Annotated in this window: 23 protein-coding genes, 1 tRNA gene, 1 rRNA gene and 2 pseudogenes; 8 read left to right on the forward strand and 19 right to left on the reverse strand. The window is 56.1% G+C overall.

Going from position 1 to position 19,080, the window contains the following annotated elements; genetic code table 11:
• Nucleotides 1-100, reverse strand: a 16S ribosomal RNA gene (locus DXA70_RS03530); the annotation flags it as partial.
• 526 nt (nucleotides 101-626) lie between these two features.
• Nucleotides 627-2,287, reverse strand: a pseudogene (locus DXA70_RS03535) (acetolactate synthase large subunit).
• Between the two features lie 213 nt (nucleotides 2,288-2,500).
• Between DXA70_RS03535 and aroD the strand changes: the two are divergent.
• Entirely contained in the window at nucleotides 2,501-3,256 is a 756-nt protein-coding gene (gene aroD / locus DXA70_RS03540; RefSeq protein WP_128117638.1) for a type I 3-dehydroquinate dehydratase, read from the forward strand.
• A gap of 88 nt (nucleotides 3,257-3,344) precedes the next feature.
• On the opposite strand, the gene nifU is transcribed toward aroD, so the two are convergent.
• The 4 genes from nifU to DXA70_RS03560 all read right to left on the reverse strand — a co-directional run bounded on the left by nifU (nucleotide 3,345) and on the right by DXA70_RS03560 (nucleotide 6,044).
• Nucleotides 3,345-3,788: a Fe-S cluster assembly scaffold protein NifU gene (gene nifU, locus DXA70_RS03545; protein WP_022256154.1), complete on the reverse strand. Its 444-nt coding sequence runs from the start codon at nucleotides 3,786-3,788 to the stop codon at nucleotides 3,345-3,347.
• A 2-nt stretch (nucleotides 3,789-3,790) separates the two neighbouring features.
• A complete protein-coding gene (locus tag DXA70_RS03550) occupies nucleotides 3,791-5,008 on the reverse strand; it encodes a cysteine desulfurase family protein (protein ID WP_128117699.1) in 1,218 nt (405 codons plus the stop codon).
• Nucleotides 5,009-5,249: 241 nt separating this feature from the next.
• Entirely contained in the window at nucleotides 5,250-5,543 is a 294-nt protein-coding gene (locus DXA70_RS03555; protein WP_243001058.1) for a hypothetical protein, read from the reverse strand.
• A 177-nt stretch (nucleotides 5,544-5,720) separates the two neighbouring features.
• Nucleotides 5,721-6,044, reverse strand: a complete 324-nt coding sequence (locus DXA70_RS03560; protein ID WP_128117640.1) for a rhodanese-like domain-containing protein — start codon at nucleotides 6,042-6,044, stop codon at nucleotides 5,721-5,723.
• Nucleotides 6,045-6,186: 142 nt separating this feature from the next.
• On the opposite strand from DXA70_RS03560, the gene DXA70_RS03565 reads away from it, so the two are divergent.
• Nucleotides 6,187-6,636, forward strand: a complete 450-nt coding sequence (locus DXA70_RS03565) for an Rrf2 family transcriptional regulator (protein ID WP_022256158.1) — start codon at nucleotides 6,187-6,189, stop codon at nucleotides 6,634-6,636.
• 72 nt (nucleotides 6,637-6,708) lie between these two features.
• Nucleotides 6,709-6,781 (forward strand) — tRNA-Pro (locus DXA70_RS03570).
• A gap of 111 nt (nucleotides 6,782-6,892) precedes the next feature.
• On the opposite strand, the gene DXA70_RS03575 is transcribed toward DXA70_RS03570, so the two are convergent.
• Both DXA70_RS03575 and DXA70_RS03580 read right to left on the reverse strand, forming a co-directional pair.
• A complete protein-coding gene (locus DXA70_RS03575; protein WP_097839809.1) occupies nucleotides 6,893-7,099 on the reverse strand; it encodes a hypothetical protein in 207 nt (68 codons plus the stop codon).
• Nucleotides 7,100-7,167: 68 nt separating this feature from the next.
• Complete coding sequence (locus DXA70_RS03580; protein ID WP_128117641.1) at nucleotides 7,168-7,497, reverse strand: hypothetical protein; 330 nt, start codon at nucleotides 7,495-7,497, stop codon at nucleotides 7,168-7,170.
• A 343-nt stretch (nucleotides 7,498-7,840) separates the two neighbouring features.
• On the opposite strand from DXA70_RS03580, the gene DXA70_RS03585 reads away from it, so the two are divergent.
• The 3 genes from DXA70_RS03585 to DXA70_RS03595 all read left to right on the forward strand — a co-directional run bounded on the left by DXA70_RS03585 (nucleotide 7,841) and on the right by DXA70_RS03595 (nucleotide 8,953).
• Complete coding sequence (locus DXA70_RS03585) at nucleotides 7,841-8,113, forward strand: plasmid partition protein ParG (protein ID WP_128117642.1); 273 nt, start codon at nucleotides 7,841-7,843, stop codon at nucleotides 8,111-8,113.
• 21 nt (nucleotides 8,114-8,134) lie between these two features.
• The gene (locus DXA70_RS03590; protein WP_128117643.1) at nucleotides 8,135-8,506 is read left to right on the forward strand and encodes a PBECR2 nuclease fold domain-containing protein; all 372 of its coding nucleotides are present in this window, start codon (nucleotides 8,135-8,137) and stop codon (nucleotides 8,504-8,506) included.
• A 222-nt stretch (nucleotides 8,507-8,728) separates the two neighbouring features.
• On the forward strand, nucleotides 8,729-8,953 hold the full coding sequence (locus tag DXA70_RS03595; RefSeq protein WP_097839813.1) for a CPCC family cysteine-rich protein: 225 nt from the start codon (nucleotides 8,729-8,731) through the stop codon (nucleotides 8,951-8,953).
• Nucleotides 8,954-9,154: 201 nt separating this feature from the next.
• On the opposite strand, the gene DXA70_RS03600 is transcribed toward DXA70_RS03595, so the two are convergent.
• The 6 genes from DXA70_RS03600 to DXA70_RS03625 all read right to left on the reverse strand — a co-directional run bounded on the left by DXA70_RS03600 (nucleotide 9,155) and on the right by DXA70_RS03625 (nucleotide 11,530).
• Nucleotides 9,155-9,424, reverse strand: coding sequence for a hypothetical protein (locus DXA70_RS03600; RefSeq protein ID WP_128117644.1), 270 nt, complete (start codon nucleotides 9,422-9,424; stop codon nucleotides 9,155-9,157).
• Between the two features lie 33 nt (nucleotides 9,425-9,457).
• Nucleotides 9,458-9,751: a sigma factor gene (locus DXA70_RS03605; RefSeq protein ID WP_158565129.1), complete on the reverse strand. Its 294-nt coding sequence runs from the start codon at nucleotides 9,749-9,751 to the stop codon at nucleotides 9,458-9,460.
• Between the two features lie 64 nt (nucleotides 9,752-9,815).
• The gene (locus DXA70_RS03610) at nucleotides 9,816-10,271 is read right to left on the reverse strand and encodes a terminase small subunit (protein ID WP_128117646.1); all 456 of its coding nucleotides are present in this window, start codon (nucleotides 10,269-10,271) and stop codon (nucleotides 9,816-9,818) included.
• 55 nt (nucleotides 10,272-10,326) lie between these two features.
• Nucleotides 10,327-11,112 carry a replication initiator protein A gene (locus DXA70_RS03615; RefSeq protein WP_128117647.1) on the reverse strand — a complete coding sequence of 262 codons (786 nt, stop codon included), beginning with the start codon at nucleotides 11,110-11,112 and terminating at the stop codon, nucleotides 10,327-10,329.
• A gap of 6 nt (nucleotides 11,113-11,118) precedes the next feature.
• On the reverse strand, nucleotides 11,119-11,331 hold the full coding sequence (locus DXA70_RS03620) for a helix-turn-helix domain-containing protein (RefSeq protein WP_128117648.1): 213 nt from the start codon (nucleotides 11,329-11,331) through the stop codon (nucleotides 11,119-11,121).
• Nucleotides 11,324-11,530: a hypothetical protein gene (locus DXA70_RS03625; RefSeq protein ID WP_128117649.1), complete on the reverse strand. Its 207-nt coding sequence runs from the start codon at nucleotides 11,528-11,530 to the stop codon at nucleotides 11,324-11,326. The genes DXA70_RS03620 and DXA70_RS03625 overlap by 8 nt, the downstream gene beginning before the upstream one ends.
• A gap of 148 nt (nucleotides 11,531-11,678) precedes the next feature.
• On the opposite strand from DXA70_RS03625, the gene DXA70_RS03630 reads away from it, so the two are divergent.
• Nucleotides 11,679-12,209, forward strand: a complete 531-nt coding sequence (locus DXA70_RS03630; RefSeq protein ID WP_128117650.1) for a helix-turn-helix transcriptional regulator — start codon at nucleotides 11,679-11,681, stop codon at nucleotides 12,207-12,209.
• Nucleotides 12,181-13,611, forward strand: coding sequence for a site-specific integrase (locus tag DXA70_RS03635; protein WP_128117651.1), 1,431 nt, complete (start codon nucleotides 12,181-12,183; stop codon nucleotides 13,609-13,611). Before DXA70_RS03630 ends, DXA70_RS03635 begins: the two co-directional genes overlap by 29 nt.
• 434 nt (nucleotides 13,612-14,045) lie before the next feature.
• Here DXA70_RS03635 and DXA70_RS03640 read toward each other — a convergent pair whose 3' ends face one another.
• The 5 genes and pseudogenes from DXA70_RS03640 to DXA70_RS03660 all read right to left on the reverse strand — a co-directional run bounded on the left by DXA70_RS03640 (nucleotide 14,046) and on the right by DXA70_RS03660 (nucleotide 19,024).
• Complete coding sequence (locus tag DXA70_RS03640; RefSeq protein WP_128117652.1) at nucleotides 14,046-14,846, reverse strand: gluconate 5-dehydrogenase; 801 nt, start codon at nucleotides 14,844-14,846, stop codon at nucleotides 14,046-14,048.
• Nucleotides 14,847-14,934: 88 nt separating this feature from the next.
• Nucleotides 14,935-15,782 (reverse strand): annotated as a pseudogene (kduI, locus tag DXA70_RS03645) (5-dehydro-4-deoxy-D-glucuronate isomerase).
• Between the two features lie 26 nt (nucleotides 15,783-15,808).
• Nucleotides 15,809-16,834 carry a sugar kinase gene (locus DXA70_RS03650; protein ID WP_112115437.1) on the reverse strand — a complete coding sequence of 342 codons (1,026 nt, stop codon included), beginning with the start codon at nucleotides 16,832-16,834 and terminating at the stop codon, nucleotides 15,809-15,811.
• An 85-nt stretch (nucleotides 16,835-16,919) separates the two neighbouring features.
• Nucleotides 16,920-17,882 carry a bifunctional 4-hydroxy-2-oxoglutarate aldolase/2-dehydro-3-deoxy-phosphogluconate aldolase gene (eda, locus tag DXA70_RS03655; protein ID WP_128117653.1) on the reverse strand — a complete coding sequence of 321 codons (963 nt, stop codon included), beginning with the start codon at nucleotides 17,880-17,882 and terminating at the stop codon, nucleotides 16,920-16,922.
• Between the two features lie 239 nt (nucleotides 17,883-18,121).
• On the reverse strand, nucleotides 18,122-19,024 hold the full coding sequence (locus DXA70_RS03660) for an HAD-IIB family hydrolase (RefSeq protein WP_128117654.1): 903 nt from the start codon (nucleotides 19,022-19,024) through the stop codon (nucleotides 18,122-18,124).
• Nucleotides 19,025-19,080: the final 56 nt, after the last annotated feature.

Consider the following 19,080-nt stretch of genomic DNA (forward strand, 5'->3'; position numbering starts at 1 on the left):
CACTCGATCAAGGAAGCAAGCTCCCTCTCTCTCGTTCGACTTGCATGTGTTAGGCGCGCCGCCAGCGTTCGTCCTGAGCCAGGATCAAACTCTTTATAAATGATATTTAATCACTTTAAAGTGCTTAAATCTTGTTCGCTCAGCACGCAATCGCTTGCGTCCTGTGTGAATTACTTTGTTTGGAATTGTTTAAAGTGTTTTTCCAACACTCAATAGGTTCCGTTACAAGTTTTTCGATATTGTTCAATTTTCAAGGTCCTGTCAGCGCCTCAGCCGACCGGCTGACGACTTGATTATTTTACCACAGAAGTGATTTTTTGTCAAGCTCTTTTTTAGAAGCTTTTGAACGTTCTGAACTTGGATGTTTCAAAATCTCTCAAATCTCTTTGGGATTTCTTAACGTCTATTGGTTCTTTTCAAGGGCTTCTCGCTGAGGCTTTGGAAGTCATTCTTTTGCCTCAGCACTTGGCGCTCAAGTATAATACCACACACCCGCACCTTTGTCAACACTTTTCTGCTGCTTTTTTCATATTTCTTTTCAACTCTTCTTTTTATGAAAAGAGAACCAGCCCTCTGCCCGTGCAACACAGGCCGGAGGACTGGTTTTCCGCTCTATATTCCCTTATTTACTGTTTCTTGGTGTAGACCTCTTTCAGGTGTTCCGACAACTTCATATTCTCACTGTAGTCCACAGGCACCACAATGACACTGGGCACATCCTGCCGGAACGCTTCTTCCAGCGTCGGAATCAGGTCTTCTGCTTTCTCCACACGGTAGCCCTTGCAGTGCATGGCCTCTGCCAACATCTTGAAATCGGGGTTCGTGAAGTCCACATAGCAGTGCTCGCCGCCAAACTGTTCCTGTTCTTTCCATTTGATGAGACCATAGCTGGAGTCCTCCCAGATGAGGGTCACAAACGGCACTTTCTCCCGGACGGCCGTTTCCAGCTCCTGACTGTTCATCATAAAGCCGCCGTCACCGCAGACCGCCAGCACCTTTTTATCCGGGTAGAGGAGCTTTGCGGCAAAGGCACCCGGGATGGAGAAGCCCATGCTGGCAAAGCCGTTGGAGATCAGACAGGTGTTGGGCTCATAGCAGTCGTAGTGGCGGGCGATCCACATTTTGTGGGCACCCACATCACTAACAAGAATATCGCTGCGGCCCATGACCTTGCGCACATCGGCAAGGATGCGGGCAGGCTTCATGGGACAGCTGTCGTCGTTGGCCATGGCTCGTGCTCCGCTTCCATGGTACGGCGCAGCTCCAGTGCGAACTCCGGCTCGGTGCCGCGGCGAGCACAGCGGAGGATCTCGTACACGCTCTCAGAGATATCGCCTACCACTTCCACAGCAGGCTGATACCGCTTGTTGACATCCGCCGGGGCGTTGTCGATGTGGACAATCGTCATATCCGGACGGGCACCCCACTTGGCCGGAGCGCACTCCACAATATCATAGCCGATGGCAATGACCACATCCGCCCGGTCGAACACCTGGTTGACATAGTCTTTCTGGGGGATGCCGATGGTCCACAGGCTGTACCGATCGTCCTTGGGAACAACACCCTTGGCCATCATGGTGTTGACCACCGGGATGTGCAAGCGGTCGGCCATTTCGGTGATGGCGGCCGCCGCATGGGCGCGCACCGCGCCAGTGCCCACCAGAATGACCGGATTTTCAGCTTCACTGATGATCTTGCCTGCCGCCGCGATATGGGTCGGGTCCGCATAGAGGTCATGCACCTGCTGGCGCTTGAGGGGCACTGCATCGGCGGGCATCTTGGCAATGTTCTGGGGCAGGTCGATGTGGGTGGCACCCGGCTTGCCTTTTTCGGCGTGCTTGAACGCCAGCCGGACGATCTCGCCTACCGTGTCCGGACGGATGATCTGTTTGGAACGCTTGGTGATGGGCTCAAACATGGCGGTCAAATCCAGATACTGGTGGCTGGTCAGCTGCATCCGGTCGGTGCCCACCTGCCCCGTGATGGCCACCAGCGGCGCACCATCCAAATAAGCATCTGCCACGCCCGTGACCAGGTTAGTGGCACCGGGGCCCAGCGTGGACAGGCAGACACCGGCTCGCCCGGTCAGACGGCCATAGACATCCGCCATAAAGGCCGCGCCCTGCTCATGACGCACCGGAATAAAACGAATTTTGCTGTCCCGGATGGCGAACATCAGGTCCAGTGTCTCCTCGCCCGGGATGCCGAAGATCACATCGACTCCCTCGGCTTCCAGACAGTCTACCAGCACCTGGGCTGTCGTTCTCATCTTAGTTTCCTCTTTCATCAATACTTCCCCCGATTCAATTCGATCCAAACGCAAAAGGCAGTGCAGCCCTCATCGGGCCACACTGCCTTTTTCTGCGTCCATTGTACTGAATTTTTCCGATTTCCACAAGAGCTATTTTGACCAAAAAGAATCCGCATTTCCGCTTTTTGCCTCGTCAGGCTTGACAAGGGCCGCATATTCCATTTATCATGAGCATGGAGGTAGATCAAAATGCCGAATCTTACATTGCGCGGCTGCTGCATCGGCACTGGCCGCCCCAAAGTCATCATCCCCATTGTCGAGCGCACCGAATCGGCGATTTTGGAAAAGGCCGCCGCATTTTCCACATTGAAAGCGGATTGTGTGGAATGGCGGGCCGACTGGTTCGACGCCGTTTCCGATGTGAATGCTCTGGCGCATTGCCTGCATGGGCTCCGGACTGCCCTGGGCGAAAAGCTGTTGCTGGTCACATTCCGCACCCAGGCTGAGGGCGGCAAAAAGCCGTTGGCCCAAGAAGAATACGCGACATTCTGCACGACGGTCTGCGCTTCTGGCTGTGCCGACCTGCTGGACATTGAGTTCTTCCCGAACCGAGAGGCACTGCCCGCCCTCATTGCGCAGGCCCACGCCGCCGGGATAGCCGTCGTCTGCTCCAGCCACGATTTTGAGAAGACGCCGCCCAAAGAGGAGCTTATCCGCCGGATGACCGCCATGCAGCAGGCCGGAGCTGACCTGCCCAAACTGGCCGTTATGCCCCGCAGCCGCACCGATGTGTTGGAACTGCTGGCCGCCACCGCTGAGATGACCGACCTGCACCCGGAAACGCCCGTCATCACCATGAGCATGGGGGCCTTGGGCGGGGTGAGCCGCCTGTGCGGCGAGGCCTTTGGCTCCGCCATGACCTTTGCCAACCCCGGCACGGCCAGCGCCCCCGGCCAGGTGCCGCTGGACGTGGTCAACGCCGTGCTGGACAGCTTGGCACTCTAATCTGATAGAAAGGAATCAGCAAAAACGCCTGCGGGCTTCACAGTGTTGTGAACAGCCCGCAGGGCGTTGTATGTTATAAAGTCAGAGATCAGCCGCCGCAGCTCTCACAGTGGTCACAATCCTCTTCGATCTTGCCCACGATGGGTTCCGGATCGATGCCCTGACGACGATAGTAGTCGGACAGGGCGGCCTTGACCGCCTGCTCCGCCAGAACAGAGCAGTGGACCTTGATGGGAGGCAGACCTTCCAGAGCCTCGACAACGGCCTTGTTGGTCAGCTTCAGGGCCTCATCCACGGTCTTGCCCTTGATCAGGTCGGTCGCCATGCTGCTGGTTGCGATGGCAGCGCCGCAGCCAAACGTCAGGAACTTGACGTCCACGATGACATTATTCTCAATTTTCAGGTACATGCGCATGATGTCGCCGCACTTGGGGTTGCCCACTTCACCCACGCCGTTGGCGTCGGGCAGCTCGCCGACATTGTGCGGATTTGCGAAATGCTCCATGACCTTTGCACTATACATACTTGCCATTTTTACTGTTCTCCCTTCAGGCTGAACTGACGGGCCGTGTTCTGGCCCTGTAACCACATGCAGCTCATCGCGCGGCGGCGGGGGATGACCTCCTCCAGCACGTCGCACAGATATTTTGCTTCTTCCATCGTGTTCTGCGGGCCAAACGTAAACCGCATGGAGCCGTGGCCGATCTCTTCCGGCACACCGATGCTCAGCAGGACGTGGCTCGGGTCGAGGCTGTCCGAGTTGCAGGCGGAGCCAGTGGAAGCGCAGATGTTGTGCATATCCAGATCCAGCAGGATGGTCTCACCCTCCAGGCCCGGGAAACTGATGTTGACATTGCCGGGCAGGCGGGGGGCGCGGCCGCCGTTCAGGCGGGCCTCGGGGATGTTCTTGAGCACACGGTCAATGACGTAATCGCGCAGCTCCTGCTCGTGGGCCATCCGGGCGTCGAGGTTGGCCGTAGCCATCTCCAGGGCCTTGCCCATGCCGGCGATGCCAGCCACATTCTCAGTGCCTGCGCGGTGGCGGGCTTCCTGGCTGCCGCCGTCGATGAGGTTCTGGGGCCAGATGCCCTTGCGGCAGTACAGAGCGCCCATGCCCTTGGGGCCGTTGAACTTGTGAGCGCTCATGGACAGCATATCCACGCCCAGCTCCTTGACGTCCACCGGGATGGCACCCACAGCCTGGACCGCGTCGGTGTGCATCCAGACGCCATGCTTGTGAGCGACCTCAGCGATTTCCTGAATGGGCTGGATGGTGCCGATCTCGTTGTTGGCCATCATGATGCTGACGAGGGCGGTATCGGGGCGGATGGCAGCCTCCACGTCCTCCGGGCGGATATAGCCCTCCGAGGTGGGCTTGATATAGGTGACTTCAAAGCCCAGGCGCTCCAGAGAAGCCATGCTGTGCATGATGGCGTGGTGCTCAAACGCACTGGTGATGAGGTGCTTCTTGTTCTGGCGTGCCTTGGTAAAGGCAGTGCCCTTGACCGCCCAGTTGTCAGCCTCAGAGCCGCAGCCGGTGAAGAAGATCTCCGCCGGGGAAGCATTGATGGCCTTGGCCACCTGCGCGCGGCCGGTGTCCACAAACTCCTTGGCCTCGTAGCCCACGCTGTAGTGGCTGCTGGGGTTACCGCAGGCACCGCTCAGGGCCTCGACCATGACAGCCAGCACCTCGGGTGCGCAGGCAGTCGTGGCGGCATTGTCGAGATAGACGACCTTTTCAGACGGCTGCACGCCGCCGGAGGTTTTATTTTCCATTTGAAACCCATCCTTTCGTCGGATAAAATCCGGGCCAAACGCCCGGGATACTCTCTTTTGACACTCTCCTGCCGCGGCTGCCAGCCACATGCACACAGAGCGACACTATATTTATACCCTAGTATTCCCACCGTGTCAATATGAATTGCAAAAATTGCGGCATTTCCGGCCCAATTTTGCCGGTCTGTGCAAAAAGTGTGGGCCGCGGCGTGCCGTTTTATTCGGCTTTGCCTTTACCCAGCAGCTTGCCCAGCACCACTTTCCAGCGGGGGTAGCCCCAGCGCGGATCCTCGGCAAAATCGTCCGCCAGCTTCCACGGGAACGGCGAGCCGTCAAAATAGAGGTTGCCTGCCTCATCCACCCGGTCCAGCTTTTGGGGCAGATAGTCCTCATCGTAGTAGCTCTTGCGGCGGTCGGGCAGGTTCCAGTGGAGGGTACCGTCCGGGTCCATTCCGGACGCCCACACGCCAAAGACGAATGTTGCGGCCTCACCGTAGCAGTGCTGCTCCATCCGGATGGCACCATCATAGTAGAACTTGATGACCTCCAGCGTGCCGGACTCTTTTTTGCCGTCCCTGCCCAGAGTGGGACGGTAGTCCTGCTGGTAGCGGCAGCCGCAGTGGCTGCCGCGAACGCTTTTGCCTTGAATGCCATGTTGCCCGACCTCGTTTCTTTTTATTTTTCTGATTTAAAAGTGTCCTTCAAAGTCTCCCTCGATCTCATAGGGCCAGCTCAGGATGCCGCCCAGATCATACAGGTTGCTGTAGCCCAGCGCGTCCAGCTTCTGCACCGCCTCCGCGCTGCGGCGGCCCGTGCGGCAGTAGACCAGCCAGGTCGCTTCTTTCTCCAGCAGCACCTCAGCCGCCCGGCTGTTGACCTCGCCCAGCGGGAGCAGCTTTGCTCCCGGGATGTGTCCCACCGCGTACTCGTCCGGCTCCCGGACGTCCACCGCCACCGCCTTGCCCGCATCCAGCAGGCGGATGGCCGTGCCGGCATCGATCTTCTCGATCATTGTTTCATCTCCTTAATGTCATACTTCCTCTATTATATGATAACAGACATTTTTTGTTTGTACAAGAGAAAACGTGCTTTTCGCTTTTCAAATCCAAACCCTCGTGTTATACTAGGCTAAGACAACCAAGGAGAGAGCACTTATGAAATTTTCCACCAAAAGTCGTTATGCCCTGCGTCTGATGGCCGAGCTGGCACGCTACGCCCCCGGCACCACCGTTTCCCTGAAAGAGATCAGCGAGCGTCAGAACCTGAGCCTGAAATATCTGGAGCAGATCGTCACCCCGCTGGCCCGGATGGGCCTTGTCAAGAGCGAGCGTGGCAGCCAGGGCGGCTACCGCCTGACCAAAACTCCTGCCGATTACACCGCCGGGGAGATCCTGCGCGCCATCGAGGGCAGTGTAGCCCCCATCCCCTGCCTGGGCAGCGAGACCAACGAGTGCCCCATGTCCGAGCAGTGCTTCACCCTGCCTTTCTGGTCCGGCCTGGACGATGTCATCAACCAGTACATCGACAGCGTCACCCTGGAGCAGCTGGCCCAGAGCCTGCCCTCCGCCAACGAGGGCTGCGGCGGCTGCGGCACCAAGGGCTGAGGCCGCACAAAAAATCCCCCGCCGGGATTGACGAACCCCGCAAAAAAAGGTATACTATTGTGGTATTCCCGCCGGGGTGTTGCGCAGTTGGTAGCGCGCCTGCTTTGGGAGCAGGAGGCCGCGAGTTCGAGTCTCGCCACTCCGATATGAATAAAACCCACGATGTAACGCTTGAAATTCAGCGTTTGCCGTGGGTCTTTTTGTTCGATATGAGGGGCAAAATTGCCCGCTTGTGCGTTATTTGTGCGTTATTGCCTTAAAAACTGCCCTGCGCGGCGCTCTGGTCGCCCTGAACACAGGACACAAGAGCGGCATATCTGGCCTTGAAAATGTCCATGAGGACTTGCACCGCTCGGCCCTGCTGCACCGCGTTCCCCTCCTCGGTCGCGTCGTCCACCATCTTGATGCACACAGCAACATCTCCCATTGCAATAACAGCGCTTTCAACATCTACTCGGTTCATTGTGAAAATCTCCCTTCAAAACAAATCCCGGCGGGCTTTCTCTGCGCCGCCGGGTCAGCGGTTCAATATCAGGCGTTCAGGGGCTTCACTTGGGAGGCTCCAAAGAACGATGCTCGGTAGGTCTGGCCGTCGCCCTTGCTGCTGTGGATGAGAACCACTTGGAACAAAGCCTTTGTGCCGTGCAGGACTTCATAGCCTGCGGCTTTCCAACCTGCCCATGTGTTCACCTGCTCGGCCACGCCTGCGGCCTGCTGGGCTTTCTCAATGCGCTGGGCGTTGATAGGTTCGGCCTTTGCGCTGTTCCATGCCCGGTGCAGGCACTCGCCAAAGGCGGCAACGCCTTTCCGGTACAGCTTCCACGCCTTGTGCATGATCTCCGAAAGATTGTATTTTTTCATACTGTCCTCGCTTTACATTGCGGGCCAGCCCTGCTATACTGGGCTTGACCCTGTTGTTGGGTTTGGCTCGGTGTTTCGTTGGTAGCGGTCACCGGGTCATTTTTCATATACAGCGGCGGGAGTGGGTTACTGTCTTAGCTGGCGTTCTGCTCTTGCGCTCCCGGTACATCCTTCGCCCCTTGCCTTCCGGTCGTGCTCCCTTGCTGTGATTATAGTATACTACGGTTTACTGTATATGTCTATTGGCGCATTGTATAAGGTTTACCGTATGTTTCTGGTCAATTTTATACTGTAAACCGTTTTGCTTTTATGGTATACTGTTTACAGAAAAGGAGGAAATACAATGGTTTCTGATGCACAGAAAAAGGCAAGTGCCAAATGGGACAAAGAAAACATGGTCGTTCTGGCCTGCAAGGTCAAGCGGGAGACGGCGGAACAGTTCAAGGCCGCTTGTGCTGCACAGGGAACAACGTCCAATGCGGTCTTGCAGCAGGCCGTGAAAGCCTATTTGGAAGAACACCCCGCGCCGGAACAACCCCACACCGCCGGGAATGCCCCGGACGATGACACAGAGGCCCGGCGGGCCGCACTGCTGGAAAGTATCAAAGGGCTGTAAGGCTGGGAAGGATGTTGAACGATGCCAGACCACGCCAAACAGGTAGGCGTACTGTGCCAGCGCGTAATTGATCTTCTGGGGCTGTCCATGACAGAGGGGCAGAGTATTCTACTCGGTGAATCTAATATAGCCCACATGGTTAGCCGCCACCCGGCGGATTTTGCCCTCTATGGGGAATATATCCCGCTGATTCTGGCCGCGCCGGACTATGTGGCCCTGAATGCAAAGGACGGCTCCATTGAGTACGTCAAGGAAGTACAGGTGAACAGCGTCTTTGTCAAGGTCGCCGTCCGGGTCTCCGCGCGGGGACAGCTCTTTGCCCGGTCGGTCTACCGCCTGAACACGAACCGCGTTCTAAACTTCATCGAAAAAGGCACATTGAAACGATACTAAACGAACCAACATGAATTGACATTTTTTCGTGTTCTGGTATAATAGACTTGCAAAGAGAACCAGAGGGCAGAACAGGCAGCTGCCGCCCATTGTTAGGAGATGCGGGAAACGTCACCCCGCCTGATTCTCGAACAGAAAGAGGCCGTTGCAGAGATGCAGCGGCCTTTTGCTATCACTATGGGGTGAGCCAGACGCACCCCACCGGCAAGGAGGCGGCATTGTATGAGAATCGTGAAAGTTGGAGAAAGCTATATCTGCCCGGTCTGCGGTAAGTACACGTTTGAGTATGCCGGGGATTTTGATATTTGCCCGGTGTGCAACTGGGAGGATGATCTTTGCCAGCTCGAAAACCCGGATGAAGAAGACTGTGCCAACCACATGAGCTTAAATCAGGCCCGCGAGGCGTGGGCGCATGGTCGGCGGGTCGATGAATGGGAAGACGAATGACCCGCCGGGCGGGTACAGTATGGAGGTCGTAACGCTGCGGCCTCCTTTTTGTTTTGCCTGTGCATACTCTCGCAACGTCTGGCAAGCGCCTAGAACAGGCGACATACTGCCCGGTGGGAAAGTTGATGCAGACATAAAGAAAAGCCCTCACGCCTCTGTTTCTGAGGCCGTGGGGGCTTCGTGGGTCATGCGGCGAGTAGGTTACTCACCCACAACGCCGTTGTTGCTGGTTTCGCTGTCTTCGGGCCGTTCCTCTTCCGGGACATACTGCACAACAAGCTGCGGCTTGCCAGCTGCATCAATGACCGGGCTGATGTGGATAGCGTCACCGTGGTTTGAGCCGGTGTTGTCCGTCCAGCCCTCAAAGAATAAGCACAGCCCTTCCCCTGCATCGTTGACGATGTAGCGGACAGCCTTGCCCTTGAGGGTGTTTTCCAGTTCGCGGGTACTGATTTCGGTGAATACGTTCATGTTTTTATTCTCCTTTGCGGTTGAGGTGTATCTTCAGAGATGCCGGATTGCATCCCTTGAACCTGTTTTGTGGGGGCTGTCCGCCGGACGGTCCCGGCGGCTGGTGCACACCCCTGCTTCTTCTGCAAAGCGCTTTTGCAGGAAGTATTTCAGCAGGGTCAGGAAAGTTTTCTCTCTCGTCTCGTCGAATGCCTGCACGGTGTCATAGACGGCGAAAAAGCCGGCTTGCACAAGGTCTTCCGCGGTCGTCATGCCTGCTGTGTGGTTCTTCGCATAGTAAACAGCCTTTTTCTTGACAAAGCCTTTCACCGCGTTCCATAAGTCCAAAAGCGTTTCCTCGTTGCCGTCTCTGGCACGGACAGCAAGCGCATTCAATTCTGCTTTCTTCAGATTATCGCCTCTTTTTTCGGTTATACGCGTCCATGATGGCGTTAAATTCTTCATCGCTCAGGTCTTCCATAAGGTGAACAGCGCCGCGCAACTCCTCATCACTCCAGCCGTCAAACTCATGCCCTGCACCGCTCTGATCGCTGTTTTCTTTCCGGGTACGTTCTACTATCAGCGCCTTTGAAAGAAGTTCGGAGGCTTTCAGGCGGTCAGCCGGTTTTGATGCCTGATCTCTCATTGTGACCGTCCAAAAGCTGTATATCTCCTCAAGGGTGGCCGTGTTCTCGGCGATGATCTGAGCGTTACGCTGGGCCAGATATTCCCGAATGTCAGCAAATGTCAACAACCGCTGGCCGATGCTGCGGGCGCTTTTGGGGCTGTACCCGGCTTTTATTGCCGCCTCCGCTGCGTTCCCACACTTGAGGTAGGCTTCACAAAATGCCCGTTGTCTTTGGTTCATGGTCTGGCTTCCTGTTCTCCGCCCTCGGCTCCTCCCGGCGGTCTTGTGGTGGTGTTCACTGCTTCGCCCTCCCTTCCTGCTTTACAAGTGATCTGTCCCCTTGGCCGCTCGTGTGCTCGCTGCACCGGGCGACTTTTTTCACATTGGCTTCAAGTTCCATCCAGTCAAGAGATATTTTTGCGGCCCGTAAGATTTCAGGCTCGGCATACTGTTCACCCAACAGGCTTCTTATAACGCCAGTCCCAAATCGTCCAGCCCCCACACGTCCACGGGAGGCACATTTCTCTTTGTTGGCGTTTATTAGAGCCGCTGCACGCTTTGCAACGTCTTCTTCATCAGACGTTCCAGCAGGTCTAGTTGATATAAGTCTAGTATCAGTATAGCTAGTATTAGTATAGATGGGGTTCAATTTTTGTACCTTGTTGGGTTCACTTTCTGAACCTAAAAGGTTCAATTTTTGTACCTTGTTGGGTTCACTTTCTGAACCTAAAAGGTTCAATTTTTGTACCTTACTGGGTTCACTTTCTGAACCTAAAGAAGATTCAGAAAGATAGATACTTGATGGTTGCCGGTGCTTCTTCTTCCGCACAATAAGGCCGATTCCTTCTAGCTTGTCGAGTGCCTTTATTGCTGTTGCCTTCTCACACCCGATTGCAAGCATGATAGATTTTATTGTAAAAACAGCAAACGGCTTTCCGTCTTCATCACATTTTCCGGTCGACTTTGAAAGTTCACACCGATCTGCAATAAGTGAATATAAGATTTTTTCGTTTCCTGATAGCCCGGACAAATAAGGTTCTTCCAGCAACCAACGCGGGAACTTTACGAAACCTGTTCCCATATCGGTTTACCCGTGACGGCTTTCCAGTTCCGCCGGGTCGTCGCCCTCGTTGAAGTAGGCGGCAAGGCTGTCCAAATTGACCAACCAGCGGTTGCCAACACAGACAAAGCGCACCTTGCCAGCGCGGCAGAGATTCCGCAAGAAGTATTCAGAGATGCCGAACTTGGCGGCAGCGTCCTTCACCGTTGCCATAGTCGGATATTGCACCGTATTACTCATTGCGTTCACCTCCGTTTAGCTGCTTTTTGCTTTCTCGGTCAAGTTCTTCATTCAGAAGCGGAACATTGACCAAAAATTTCTTTCCGCACCAAATGCCGGGAAGCTTTCCCTGTTTGTGCATTTTTCTCAGCCTCGACTCTGTCAAGAAACCACTCTCGGCTAGTTTTCGTATCGGCACAAACTTTTCTGCTTCAGTCAATTTTTATCATCTCCTGTTGTTGATTTTTGTTTTGTGCTATGCTATTATTGTGTCACAAAATGTGAATTTTGTAAATTGCATCTTTTTTGCAATGTTATCGCAATTAACATAGTTCGAGCTTGCATAGTTGGTCTGAAAGTGGTCGAAAATGAATAAAAAATCTAAAACAGCCGAAAAACCAGATGAATTGTTGTCAAAGAAGCGCGGCAGGCGGGTGAAAATTGCAATAGGCCGCACCGGAAAAAATCAAAAAGATTTTGCTCTTGAAGTTCTCCATACATCACAACAACACCTTTCTTGTATCGTCACCGGAAAGCACAATCTTACAAGGGACAACGCGGAACGCATAGCCACGGCAGCGGATGTTCGCGTTGAATGGTTATGGTGTGAAGATGATTTTATGACCACAGAAGAAATTGAAGAAACCGTAAGAAAAGCTCAGGAAAAGGCAGAATGGAGTGCTTTTGATTTTTCGTCAAAAGTTCTCGCCGTCAATTATGCGCTCGAAACGGCAACATTTCAAAAGCTGGATTTTGAAGCAGGCTGTGCAAGCGTTACTATTTCCTCCGAAAAGCGTTTGTTACTGAAAAAAGAGGTTCAGGACTATGCCGATTATCTGATAAGAAAGCTTATTGAGGAGGCGCTAAAGAATGGCTCAGATCGTGAAGCGAAAGAATAAAAACGGCTCCACTTCCTACCTGTTCCGGGTGTCTACCGGGTATGATCGGAACGGCAAGCAGGTCACAACGTCCCGCACCTTCACCCCTCCGCCCACCTTGACCGGGCGCAAGCTGGAAAAGGAAGTGCGCCGCCGGGCAGATGAGTTTGAACGGGAAGTGCATAACGGTCTTGCTCTCGATGCAGATATGAAGCTGGATGACCTGATAGACCGCTGGTTTTCGGAGTACATCGACAAAAAGTGTAAGCCCAAAACCGGGGTAGAATATCGGTATCTTAGGCCGCGTATCTCTGCGGCGCTGGGTCACATGAGGGTAAACCAGATAAGACCCTCGCACCTGATGGCCTTTTATTCCAGTTTGGAAGAGGCGGGAGCGCGGCGGGATTCTGTATATCTGGCTACGCCTGCCCTCCTCAAAGAGCTGCCACGCGGCAAGCGGCAGGATACCGCAAAGGCTGCGGGTGTAGGTGGGCGCACAATAACCTGTGTTTGCAACGGAACGCCGGTAAGCCGGGCCTCAGCTGAGAAGGTAGCCCGCGCCGCCGGGGTGATCTTCTCCAAAGCATTCACCGAACAGACAAAAGAAGGCGGCAAGCTGAACGGGAACACAGTGCAGCACTATCACCGGATGTTGTCCAGCGTCTTCACAAAGGCTGTGCAATGGGGCATTGTGGAGGATAACCCGGTAAAGCGGGCAGAACCGCCAAAGGGAGAAGCTGTTGAAGTGTCCTATCTGGAAGAGGCCGACGCCGCGCGGCTGCTGGCTGCGCTGCATGATGTTCCGCCACAGTACAGCGCTATGGTGCAGCTTGGCTTGTTCACAGGGATGCGCCGGGGCGAGATTTGCGGCCTGCGCTGGTCTGATATTGATTTCAATGCCTCCACCATCTCCGTAAACCGCACAGTGGAATATATCCCGCATGAGGGGCTTATCTTCACCGCACCAAAAACCAAAGCGTCAAACCGCACGTTCAAGGTGGGCGCAAATTGTATGGATATGCTGCGAGAATACCAGCTCTATCAAAAGGCGGAACGGCTGCGCGTTGGGTCGATGTGGGCGCGTACTGTGCAGGTGGAGAACGGAAAGACGGTGCAAAATGACCTGTTGTTTACCAGCTGGGACGGAACACCCTTTGATCTGGAAAGATTGACAACATGGTTCCCGCACTTCCTGCGGGCGCATGATCTCCCGGCGGTGCACTTCCACAGCCTGCGGCACACTTACGCAAGCCTGATGATAGCCGCCCACGTTCCCATCACAACGGTTTCGGGCCGTCTGGGCCACGCTCAGACCTCCACCACCACGGATATTTACGCGGGGTTCATCCGCACAGCAGACGCGGCAGCGTCGGACGCAATGGAAATTGTTTTTGACAACATCCGCGAAAAGAGCCGGGCATAAAAAGAGCGGGCAAAAGCCGCTGTATAATACCTCTGTCCGCTTTATCGCACTGCTGTTTTGTGCGTTATTTGTGCGTTATTCATCCAAAATGAAACAAAATCAAAGAGAATCGCTTTGAATAAATATGACGGTGATTCAACATAAAATAAGACGATTTGCAACCATTCAATCCGATTTTGGGCATATTTGGGAGCAGGAGGCCGCGAGTTCGAGTCTCGCCACTCCGATAAAGAAAAGTGAGAACCAGAGGACGGAACAGGCAGCCGTCGCCCATTGTCAGGAGATGTGGGGAGTGTCATCCCACCTGATTCTCAGCCAGAAAGGGGCCGCTGTGGTAACGCAGCGGCCCCTTTTTTGATAACACCGGGACAGAGAGCAAAAGCCCCGCGGAATCCCGCAGGGCTTTTGCTCTCTGTTTTGTTATTTTGATATTTTTACTTGGGCTGCTTGCCGATGTAAGCCAGGATGCCGCCGTCGGCGTAGAGGATCTGGCCATTGACGAAGTCAGAAGCATGGGAGGCCAGGAAGACGCAGGGGCCCACCATGTCCTCCGGGTCGCCCCAGCGGCCTGCGGGGGTCTTGGCGCAGATGAACGTATCGAACGGGTGGCGGCTGCCATCGGGCTGGATCTCACGCAGGGGAGCGGTCTGGGCGGTCGCAATGTAGCCGGGGCCCATGCCGTTGCACTGGATGTTGTACTCGCCGTACTCCGAAGCGATGTTCTTGGTGAGCATCTTCAGGGCACCCTTGGCGGCAGCGTAGGCGGAGACCGTCTCACGGCCCAGCTCGCTCATCATGGAGCAGATGTTGATGATCTTGCCCTCGCGCTTTGCGATCATATCCGGCAGCACCGCCTTGGAGCAGTTGAACGCGCCGCCGACGTGGACATCGATGACCCGCAGGAAATCGGTGTGGCTCATCTCGATCATGGGCACCCGCTTCATCAGGCCGGCATTGTTGACCAGGATGTCCACAGGGCCGACCTCTTCCTTGATCTTGGCCACCATGGCGTTCACAGCGGCCTCATCGGTCACGTCAGCCACATAGCCGTGGGCGTCCACGCCAGCCTCTTTGTACGCGGCCAGGCCTTTTTCCAGGCTGCCCTCGTTGGAGCAGTTGAAGCAGACAGTCGCGCCGCAGGAGGCCATGCCCACCGCGATGGAGAAGCCGATGCCGTGGGCACCGCCGGTGATGAGGGCAACTTTGCCTTTCAGATCAAATGCAGAAAGATCCATGTTCAAGTTCTCCTTTCGTGTTTACAGGTCGTTTTTGAAAAAAGCCCCGTACCGAGCTTTCCTTGGTACAGGGCCTTAAAAGGTGCTTTTAGCGCAGGTCGGTGGTAGCGATGTTGTCCATGTCGTCAAACTCCATGTTCTCGCCGCCCATTGCCCAGATGAACGTGTAGTTGGAGGTGCCCACACCGCTGTGGATGCTCCAGGAGGGCTGATGACAGCATCTTCGTTGTGCATCACGATGTGGCGGGTCTGGGTAGGCTCGCCGCACATGTGGAACACGACCTGTCCCTCGGGCAGTTCAAAGTAGGTGTAGATCTCCATCCGGCGCTCATGGGTGTGGCTGGGCATCGTGTTCCAGTTGGAACCCGGCTCCAGCTCGGTCATACCCATGCTCAGCTGGCAGGTCTTCAGCACATCCGGGTGGATGAACTGATTGATGGTGCGCTTATTGCAGGTCTCGACACTGCCCAGAGGACGATGGTTCGCATCGGCCATCTTGATGAGGCGGGTCTCGTAAGAGCAATGTGCCGGAGCGGACACCATGTAGAACTTGGCGGGGTGCTCGGGGTCCGCGGAAGCAAAGGTGACTTCCTTGGTGCCCTTGGTGATGTAGAGGCAGTCCTTGTAGCCCAGCTCGTACTTCACACCGTCGGCCACCACGATGCCCGTGGAGTCCTTGCCAATGTTGAACATGCCGATCTCGCGGCGCTCGAGGAAATAATGGGTGCCAAAGTTGGCCCAGACGTCAATGCCCTTGTCGATGGACACGGTCTCGTGCACCGGCATACAGCCCAGCGTGACCATCCGGTCCACATGGCTGTAAACGGCCACGACCTCATCGGCCTTGTACAGGCCGGTGATGAGCATCTCATCCCGCATTTCCTCGGTGGTGTAGCGCTTGAAGTCCTTCTGGTTGCAGGAGTAGCGGATATCCATGAGGAGGCCCTCCCTTTCCCAGTTTCTTAGCGCTGGATACGGCCGGAACCGTCGCCGCCGGCCAGCTTCTCGACTTCAGAAACGGTCATCATGTTGTAGTCACCCTCGATGGAGTGCTTCAGAGCGGAAGCAGCCACAGCGAACTCAACAGCATCCTGGGTGCTCTTGCCGGTCAGCAGAGCGTAGATCAGGCCGCCGCCGAAAGAGTCACCGCCGCCAACGCGGTCGATGATCTTCAGCTCGTACTTCTTGGAGAAGCAGTACTCGTTGGAAGCAACATCGTACAGCATTGCGCTCCAGCCGTTCTCGGAAGCGTTGTGGCTCTCACGCAGGGTGATCGCGACCTTCTCGAAGTGGAACTTGTCAGCCAGCTGCTTTGCAACGCTCTTGTAGCCCTCAGCGTTCAGCTTGCCGCCGTAGATGTCGGTAGCCTCAGCCTCGATGCCGAAGACGTCCTTTGCGTCCTCCTCGTTGGAGATGCAGACGTCAACGTACTCGCACAGCTTGGTCATGGCCTCACGAGCCTGGTCGCGGGTCCACAGCTTGCCGCGGTAGTTCAGGTCGCAGCTGATCTTCACGCCGCGAGCCTTAGCAGCCTTGCAGGCCTCCAGGCAGATCTCAACGACATTTGCGCCCAGAGCCGGGGTAATGCCGGTGAAGTGGAACCAATCCACACCCTCAAAGATCTTGTCCCAGTTGAAGTCAGCGGGCTGAGCCAGCTGGATGGCGCTGTTGGCACGGTCATAGATGCAGACGGAACCGCGCTGAGAAGCGCCCTTCTCGTTGTAGTAGATGCCAACGCGGTCGCCGCCACGGACGATCATGCTGGTGTCAACGCCATAGCGGCGCAGGCTGTTGATGGCTGCCTGGCCGATCGCGTGTGCGGGGAGCTTGGTGACGAAAGCTGCATCCAGGCCGTAGTTAGCCAGAGAAACAGCAACGTTGGCCTCGCCGCCGCCAAAGGTGAACTCCAGGCTGTTAGCCTGAACGAAACGCTCGTAGTTGAACGGCTGCAGACGGACCATCAGCTCGCCAAAAGTAACAACTTTCATTGTAGTATCTCCTTTTAATTTGAGGGTGTTTTATATGACCCGCCGCAGGGCGCTCCCAGGGCGGCAGGACGTGACAAATTTAAACTCAGGCCTGAACGAGGTGGAATGCGAAGCCGCCGATCTCGTCTGCAAAGTAGCAGGCAATGGTCTTGCCATTCTTGACGACCTTGCTGTCCAGATCGAACTTGGCGCCGCGCTGGGTCAGGTGATAGATGGCGCGGTCCACATTGTTGCAGCCGATGGCGATGTGGCCGTTGGTGCCGCGGCCCGGCTTCTTCATGATCTCGAACTCCTTGTTGCCCACGAAGATGCTGGAGTTGCCCGGGGCGACCTTCATGTTCAGCAGGCTGCCGATGAGGTTGGCGATCTTCATGGCCTCTTCCTCGTTGCCGGTGTTGACGCCGACATGGTGCAGCTTCAGGCCCAGCATGGTGTCAACGGCTTCCTTGCTCTGCGCGGTGATCTTAGCCCAGTCGCCAGCCTTGATGACATCGCTCTTGCACATCCAGGTGCCACCCACAGCGAAGATCTGGTCATAGCCCAGGTAGTCGTTGACGTTCTTGGCATTGACACCGCCGGTGCACATCCAGCGCGCGCCCTTGAGGGCAGCGCCGATGTTCTTCAGCATGCCCACGCCGCCGTTTGCCTCAGCGGGGAAGAACTTCAGAGCCTCGCAGCCCAGGTTCATTGCCTGCTGCATCTCGCCTGCGGAGCAGGTGCCGGGCATCATGATGCCGCCCTTGCTGATGACGTGCTTGCAGACCTCGGGGTCAAAGCCGGGAGCAACGATGAAAGAAGCGCCAGCAGCCATAGCGCGGTCAGCCTGCTCACAGGTCAGGACCGTGCCGGCGCCCAGCAGCATCTCGGGCATCTCCTCGTGGATCTTGCGGATGCACTCCTCAGCACAAGCCGTGCGGAAAGTGACCTCGGCTGCGGGCAGACCGCCCTCGGCCAGAGCCTTGCACAGGGGCAGGGCCTCGTCCACGCTGTTAAAGGCGATAACAGGGATAATGCCGATCTGATAGACCTTTTCTACGATGGGATTCATAACGCATTTCTCCTTTTATTTTAACTCTCTGGGAATGGGGCGCAGGCCTCACAGGCACACTTCGCCCCACCATACGTTCGTATTATTAGTATAAACGACGGCGGGGCGTTTGGTAATGCTCAACAAGCACAATGTTTTGCATAAGACCTTGTATACATTGCACAAAAATGCCGAAGAGCTCCTGTCCTGGTGCTCTCCGGCGGGGAACTTGCTGTTATTTTTGCATTTTCGGACGCTGTTCAGACCGAAAGCCGGGCAAAGATCTCGGCCACGCCGTCATGGTCACAGTCGTTTTCGCTGACCAGGTCCGCCAGCTGTTTCACATGCTCCATCCCATTGGCCATCACAGCGGCCACGCCTGCCTTTTCCAGCATGGCGCGGTCATTGTCGCTGTCGCCCACGGCCAATGTGCATTCATGGGGGATGCCCAGCCGGTCGGCCAGGGCCAGCAGGGCGCTGCCCTTGTCCACTCCTTTGGCCGTGACCTCAATGTTGTCCGGGGAGCCCTGCACCACTTCCACGCCTTCCAGCGCATAGAACCGCGGCAGGGCCGCCTCGGCCGCTTCCGCGTTCTCAAAGAACATGCAGAATTTCTCGATCTCATGGGCGTGGCGGCTCATCCACTCCGCCGTGTCCCGCACGATGTGGAACCGGCCGTCGTTGGGCTGCTTTGCCTCCGTGGAAAGGCTCAGCAGTCTGCGCTGACGCTCTCCCATCCGCTCCTGGGCCAGGTGGTCCCGGATGACCCGGCCATCGCTGAACACGCTCAGGGAGCCCTCAAACTCCTGATACAGGGCAAACACCTCCCGGGCCTTTTCCACCGGGAAGAGCCGCCGGACAAGGCAGGCGGGCTCACAGGTCCGGCGGACCGCAGCATCAGAATAGCGGCTGTACACCGCCGCCAGCGGGTCGGTACCCAGGTCCCAGACGGCAGCCCCGTTGGAGGTGATGGCATAGCGGACACCGGGCAGTTGGGCCACCAGCGGCGGCAGGTTGGCCAGGGCACGGCCTGTGGCGGGCAGCACCACAACGCCCCGGGCCGCGGCCTCTGCAATGGCCTGCCGGGTGGCGGGGGTAACGGTGTTCTCACGGCTCAGCAGGGTGCCGTCCAGATCCAGGGCGGCAATACGAATCTCAGGCATAGAATCTCCTTTTAAGTGAATGCTCTTCTCTTTTCCCCCCTATTCTATAACAGGAA

This window comes from Faecalibacterium sp. OF04-11AC, assembly GCF_003460645.1.
Lineage (GTDB): Bacteria > Bacillota > Clostridia > Oscillospirales > Ruminococcaceae > Faecalibacterium > Faecalibacterium prausnitzii_I.

Bases quoted from the DNA above. Each gene is read 5' to 3' on its own strand.
- DXA70_RS03610 (WP_128117646.1), bottom strand. From the start codon at position 10,271: ATGAACCAAAGACAACGGGCATTTTGTGAAGCCTACCTCAAGTGTGGG.
- nifU (WP_022256154.1), bottom strand. From the start codon at position 3,788: ATGGCAAGTATGTATAGTGCAAAGGTCATGGAGCATTTCGCAAATCCG.
- DXA70_RS03600 (WP_128117644.1), bottom strand. From the start codon at position 9,424: ATGAACGTATTCACCGAAATCAGTACCCGCGAACTGGAAAACACCCTC.
- DXA70_RS03585 (WP_128117642.1), top strand. From the start codon at position 7,841: ATGGTTTCTGATGCACAGAAAAAGGCAAGTGCCAAATGGGACAAAGAA.
- DXA70_RS03590 (WP_128117643.1), top strand. From the start codon at position 8,135: ATGCCAGACCACGCCAAACAGGTAGGCGTACTGTGCCAGCGCGTAATT.
- DXA70_RS03635 (WP_128117651.1), top strand. From the start codon at position 12,181: ATGGCTCAGATCGTGAAGCGAAAGAATAAAAACGGCTCCACTTCCTAC.
- DXA70_RS03650 (WP_112115437.1), bottom strand. From the start codon at position 16,834: ATGAAAGTTGTTACTTTTGGCGAGCTGATGGTCCGTCTGCAGCCGTTC.
- DXA70_RS03620 (WP_128117648.1), bottom strand. From the start codon at position 11,331: ATGAGTAATACGGTGCAATATCCGACTATGGCAACGGTGAAGGACGCT.
- aroD (WP_128117638.1), top strand. From the start codon at position 2,501: ATGCCGAATCTTACATTGCGCGGCTGCTGCATCGGCACTGGCCGCCCC.
- DXA70_RS03560 (WP_128117640.1), bottom strand. From the start codon at position 6,044: ATGATCGAGAAGATCGATGCCGGCACGGCCATCCGCCTGCTGGATGCG.
- DXA70_RS03630 (WP_128117650.1), top strand. From the start codon at position 11,679: ATGAATAAAAAATCTAAAACAGCCGAAAAACCAGATGAATTGTTGTCA.
- DXA70_RS03595 (WP_097839813.1), top strand. From the start codon at position 8,729: ATGAGAATCGTGAAAGTTGGAGAAAGCTATATCTGCCCGGTCTGCGGT.
- DXA70_RS03575 (WP_097839809.1), bottom strand. From the start codon at position 7,099: ATGAACCGAGTAGATGTTGAAAGCGCTGTTATTGCAATGGGAGATGTT.
- DXA70_RS03555 (WP_243001058.1), bottom strand. From the start codon at position 5,543: ATGGAGCAGCACTGCTACGGTGAGGCCGCAACATTCGTCTTTGGCGTG.
- DXA70_RS03580 (WP_128117641.1), bottom strand. From the start codon at position 7,497: ATGAAAAAATACAATCTTTCGGAGATCATGCACAAGGCGTGGAAGCTG.
- DXA70_RS03640 (WP_128117652.1), bottom strand. From the start codon at position 14,846: ATGGATCTTTCTGCATTTGATCTGAAAGGCAAAGTTGCCCTCATCACC.
- DXA70_RS03615 (WP_128117647.1), bottom strand. From the start codon at position 11,112: ATGGGAACAGGTTTCGTAAAGTTCCCGCGTTGGTTGCTGGAAGAACCT.
- eda (WP_128117653.1), bottom strand. From the start codon at position 17,882: ATGAATCCCATCGTAGAAAAGGTCTATCAGATCGGCATTATCCCTGTT.
- DXA70_RS03660 (WP_128117654.1), bottom strand. From the start codon at position 19,024: ATGCCTGAGATTCGTATTGCCGCCCTGGATCTGGACGGCACCCTGCTG.
- DXA70_RS03565 (WP_022256158.1), top strand. From the start codon at position 6,187: ATGAAATTTTCCACCAAAAGTCGTTATGCCCTGCGTCTGATGGCCGAG.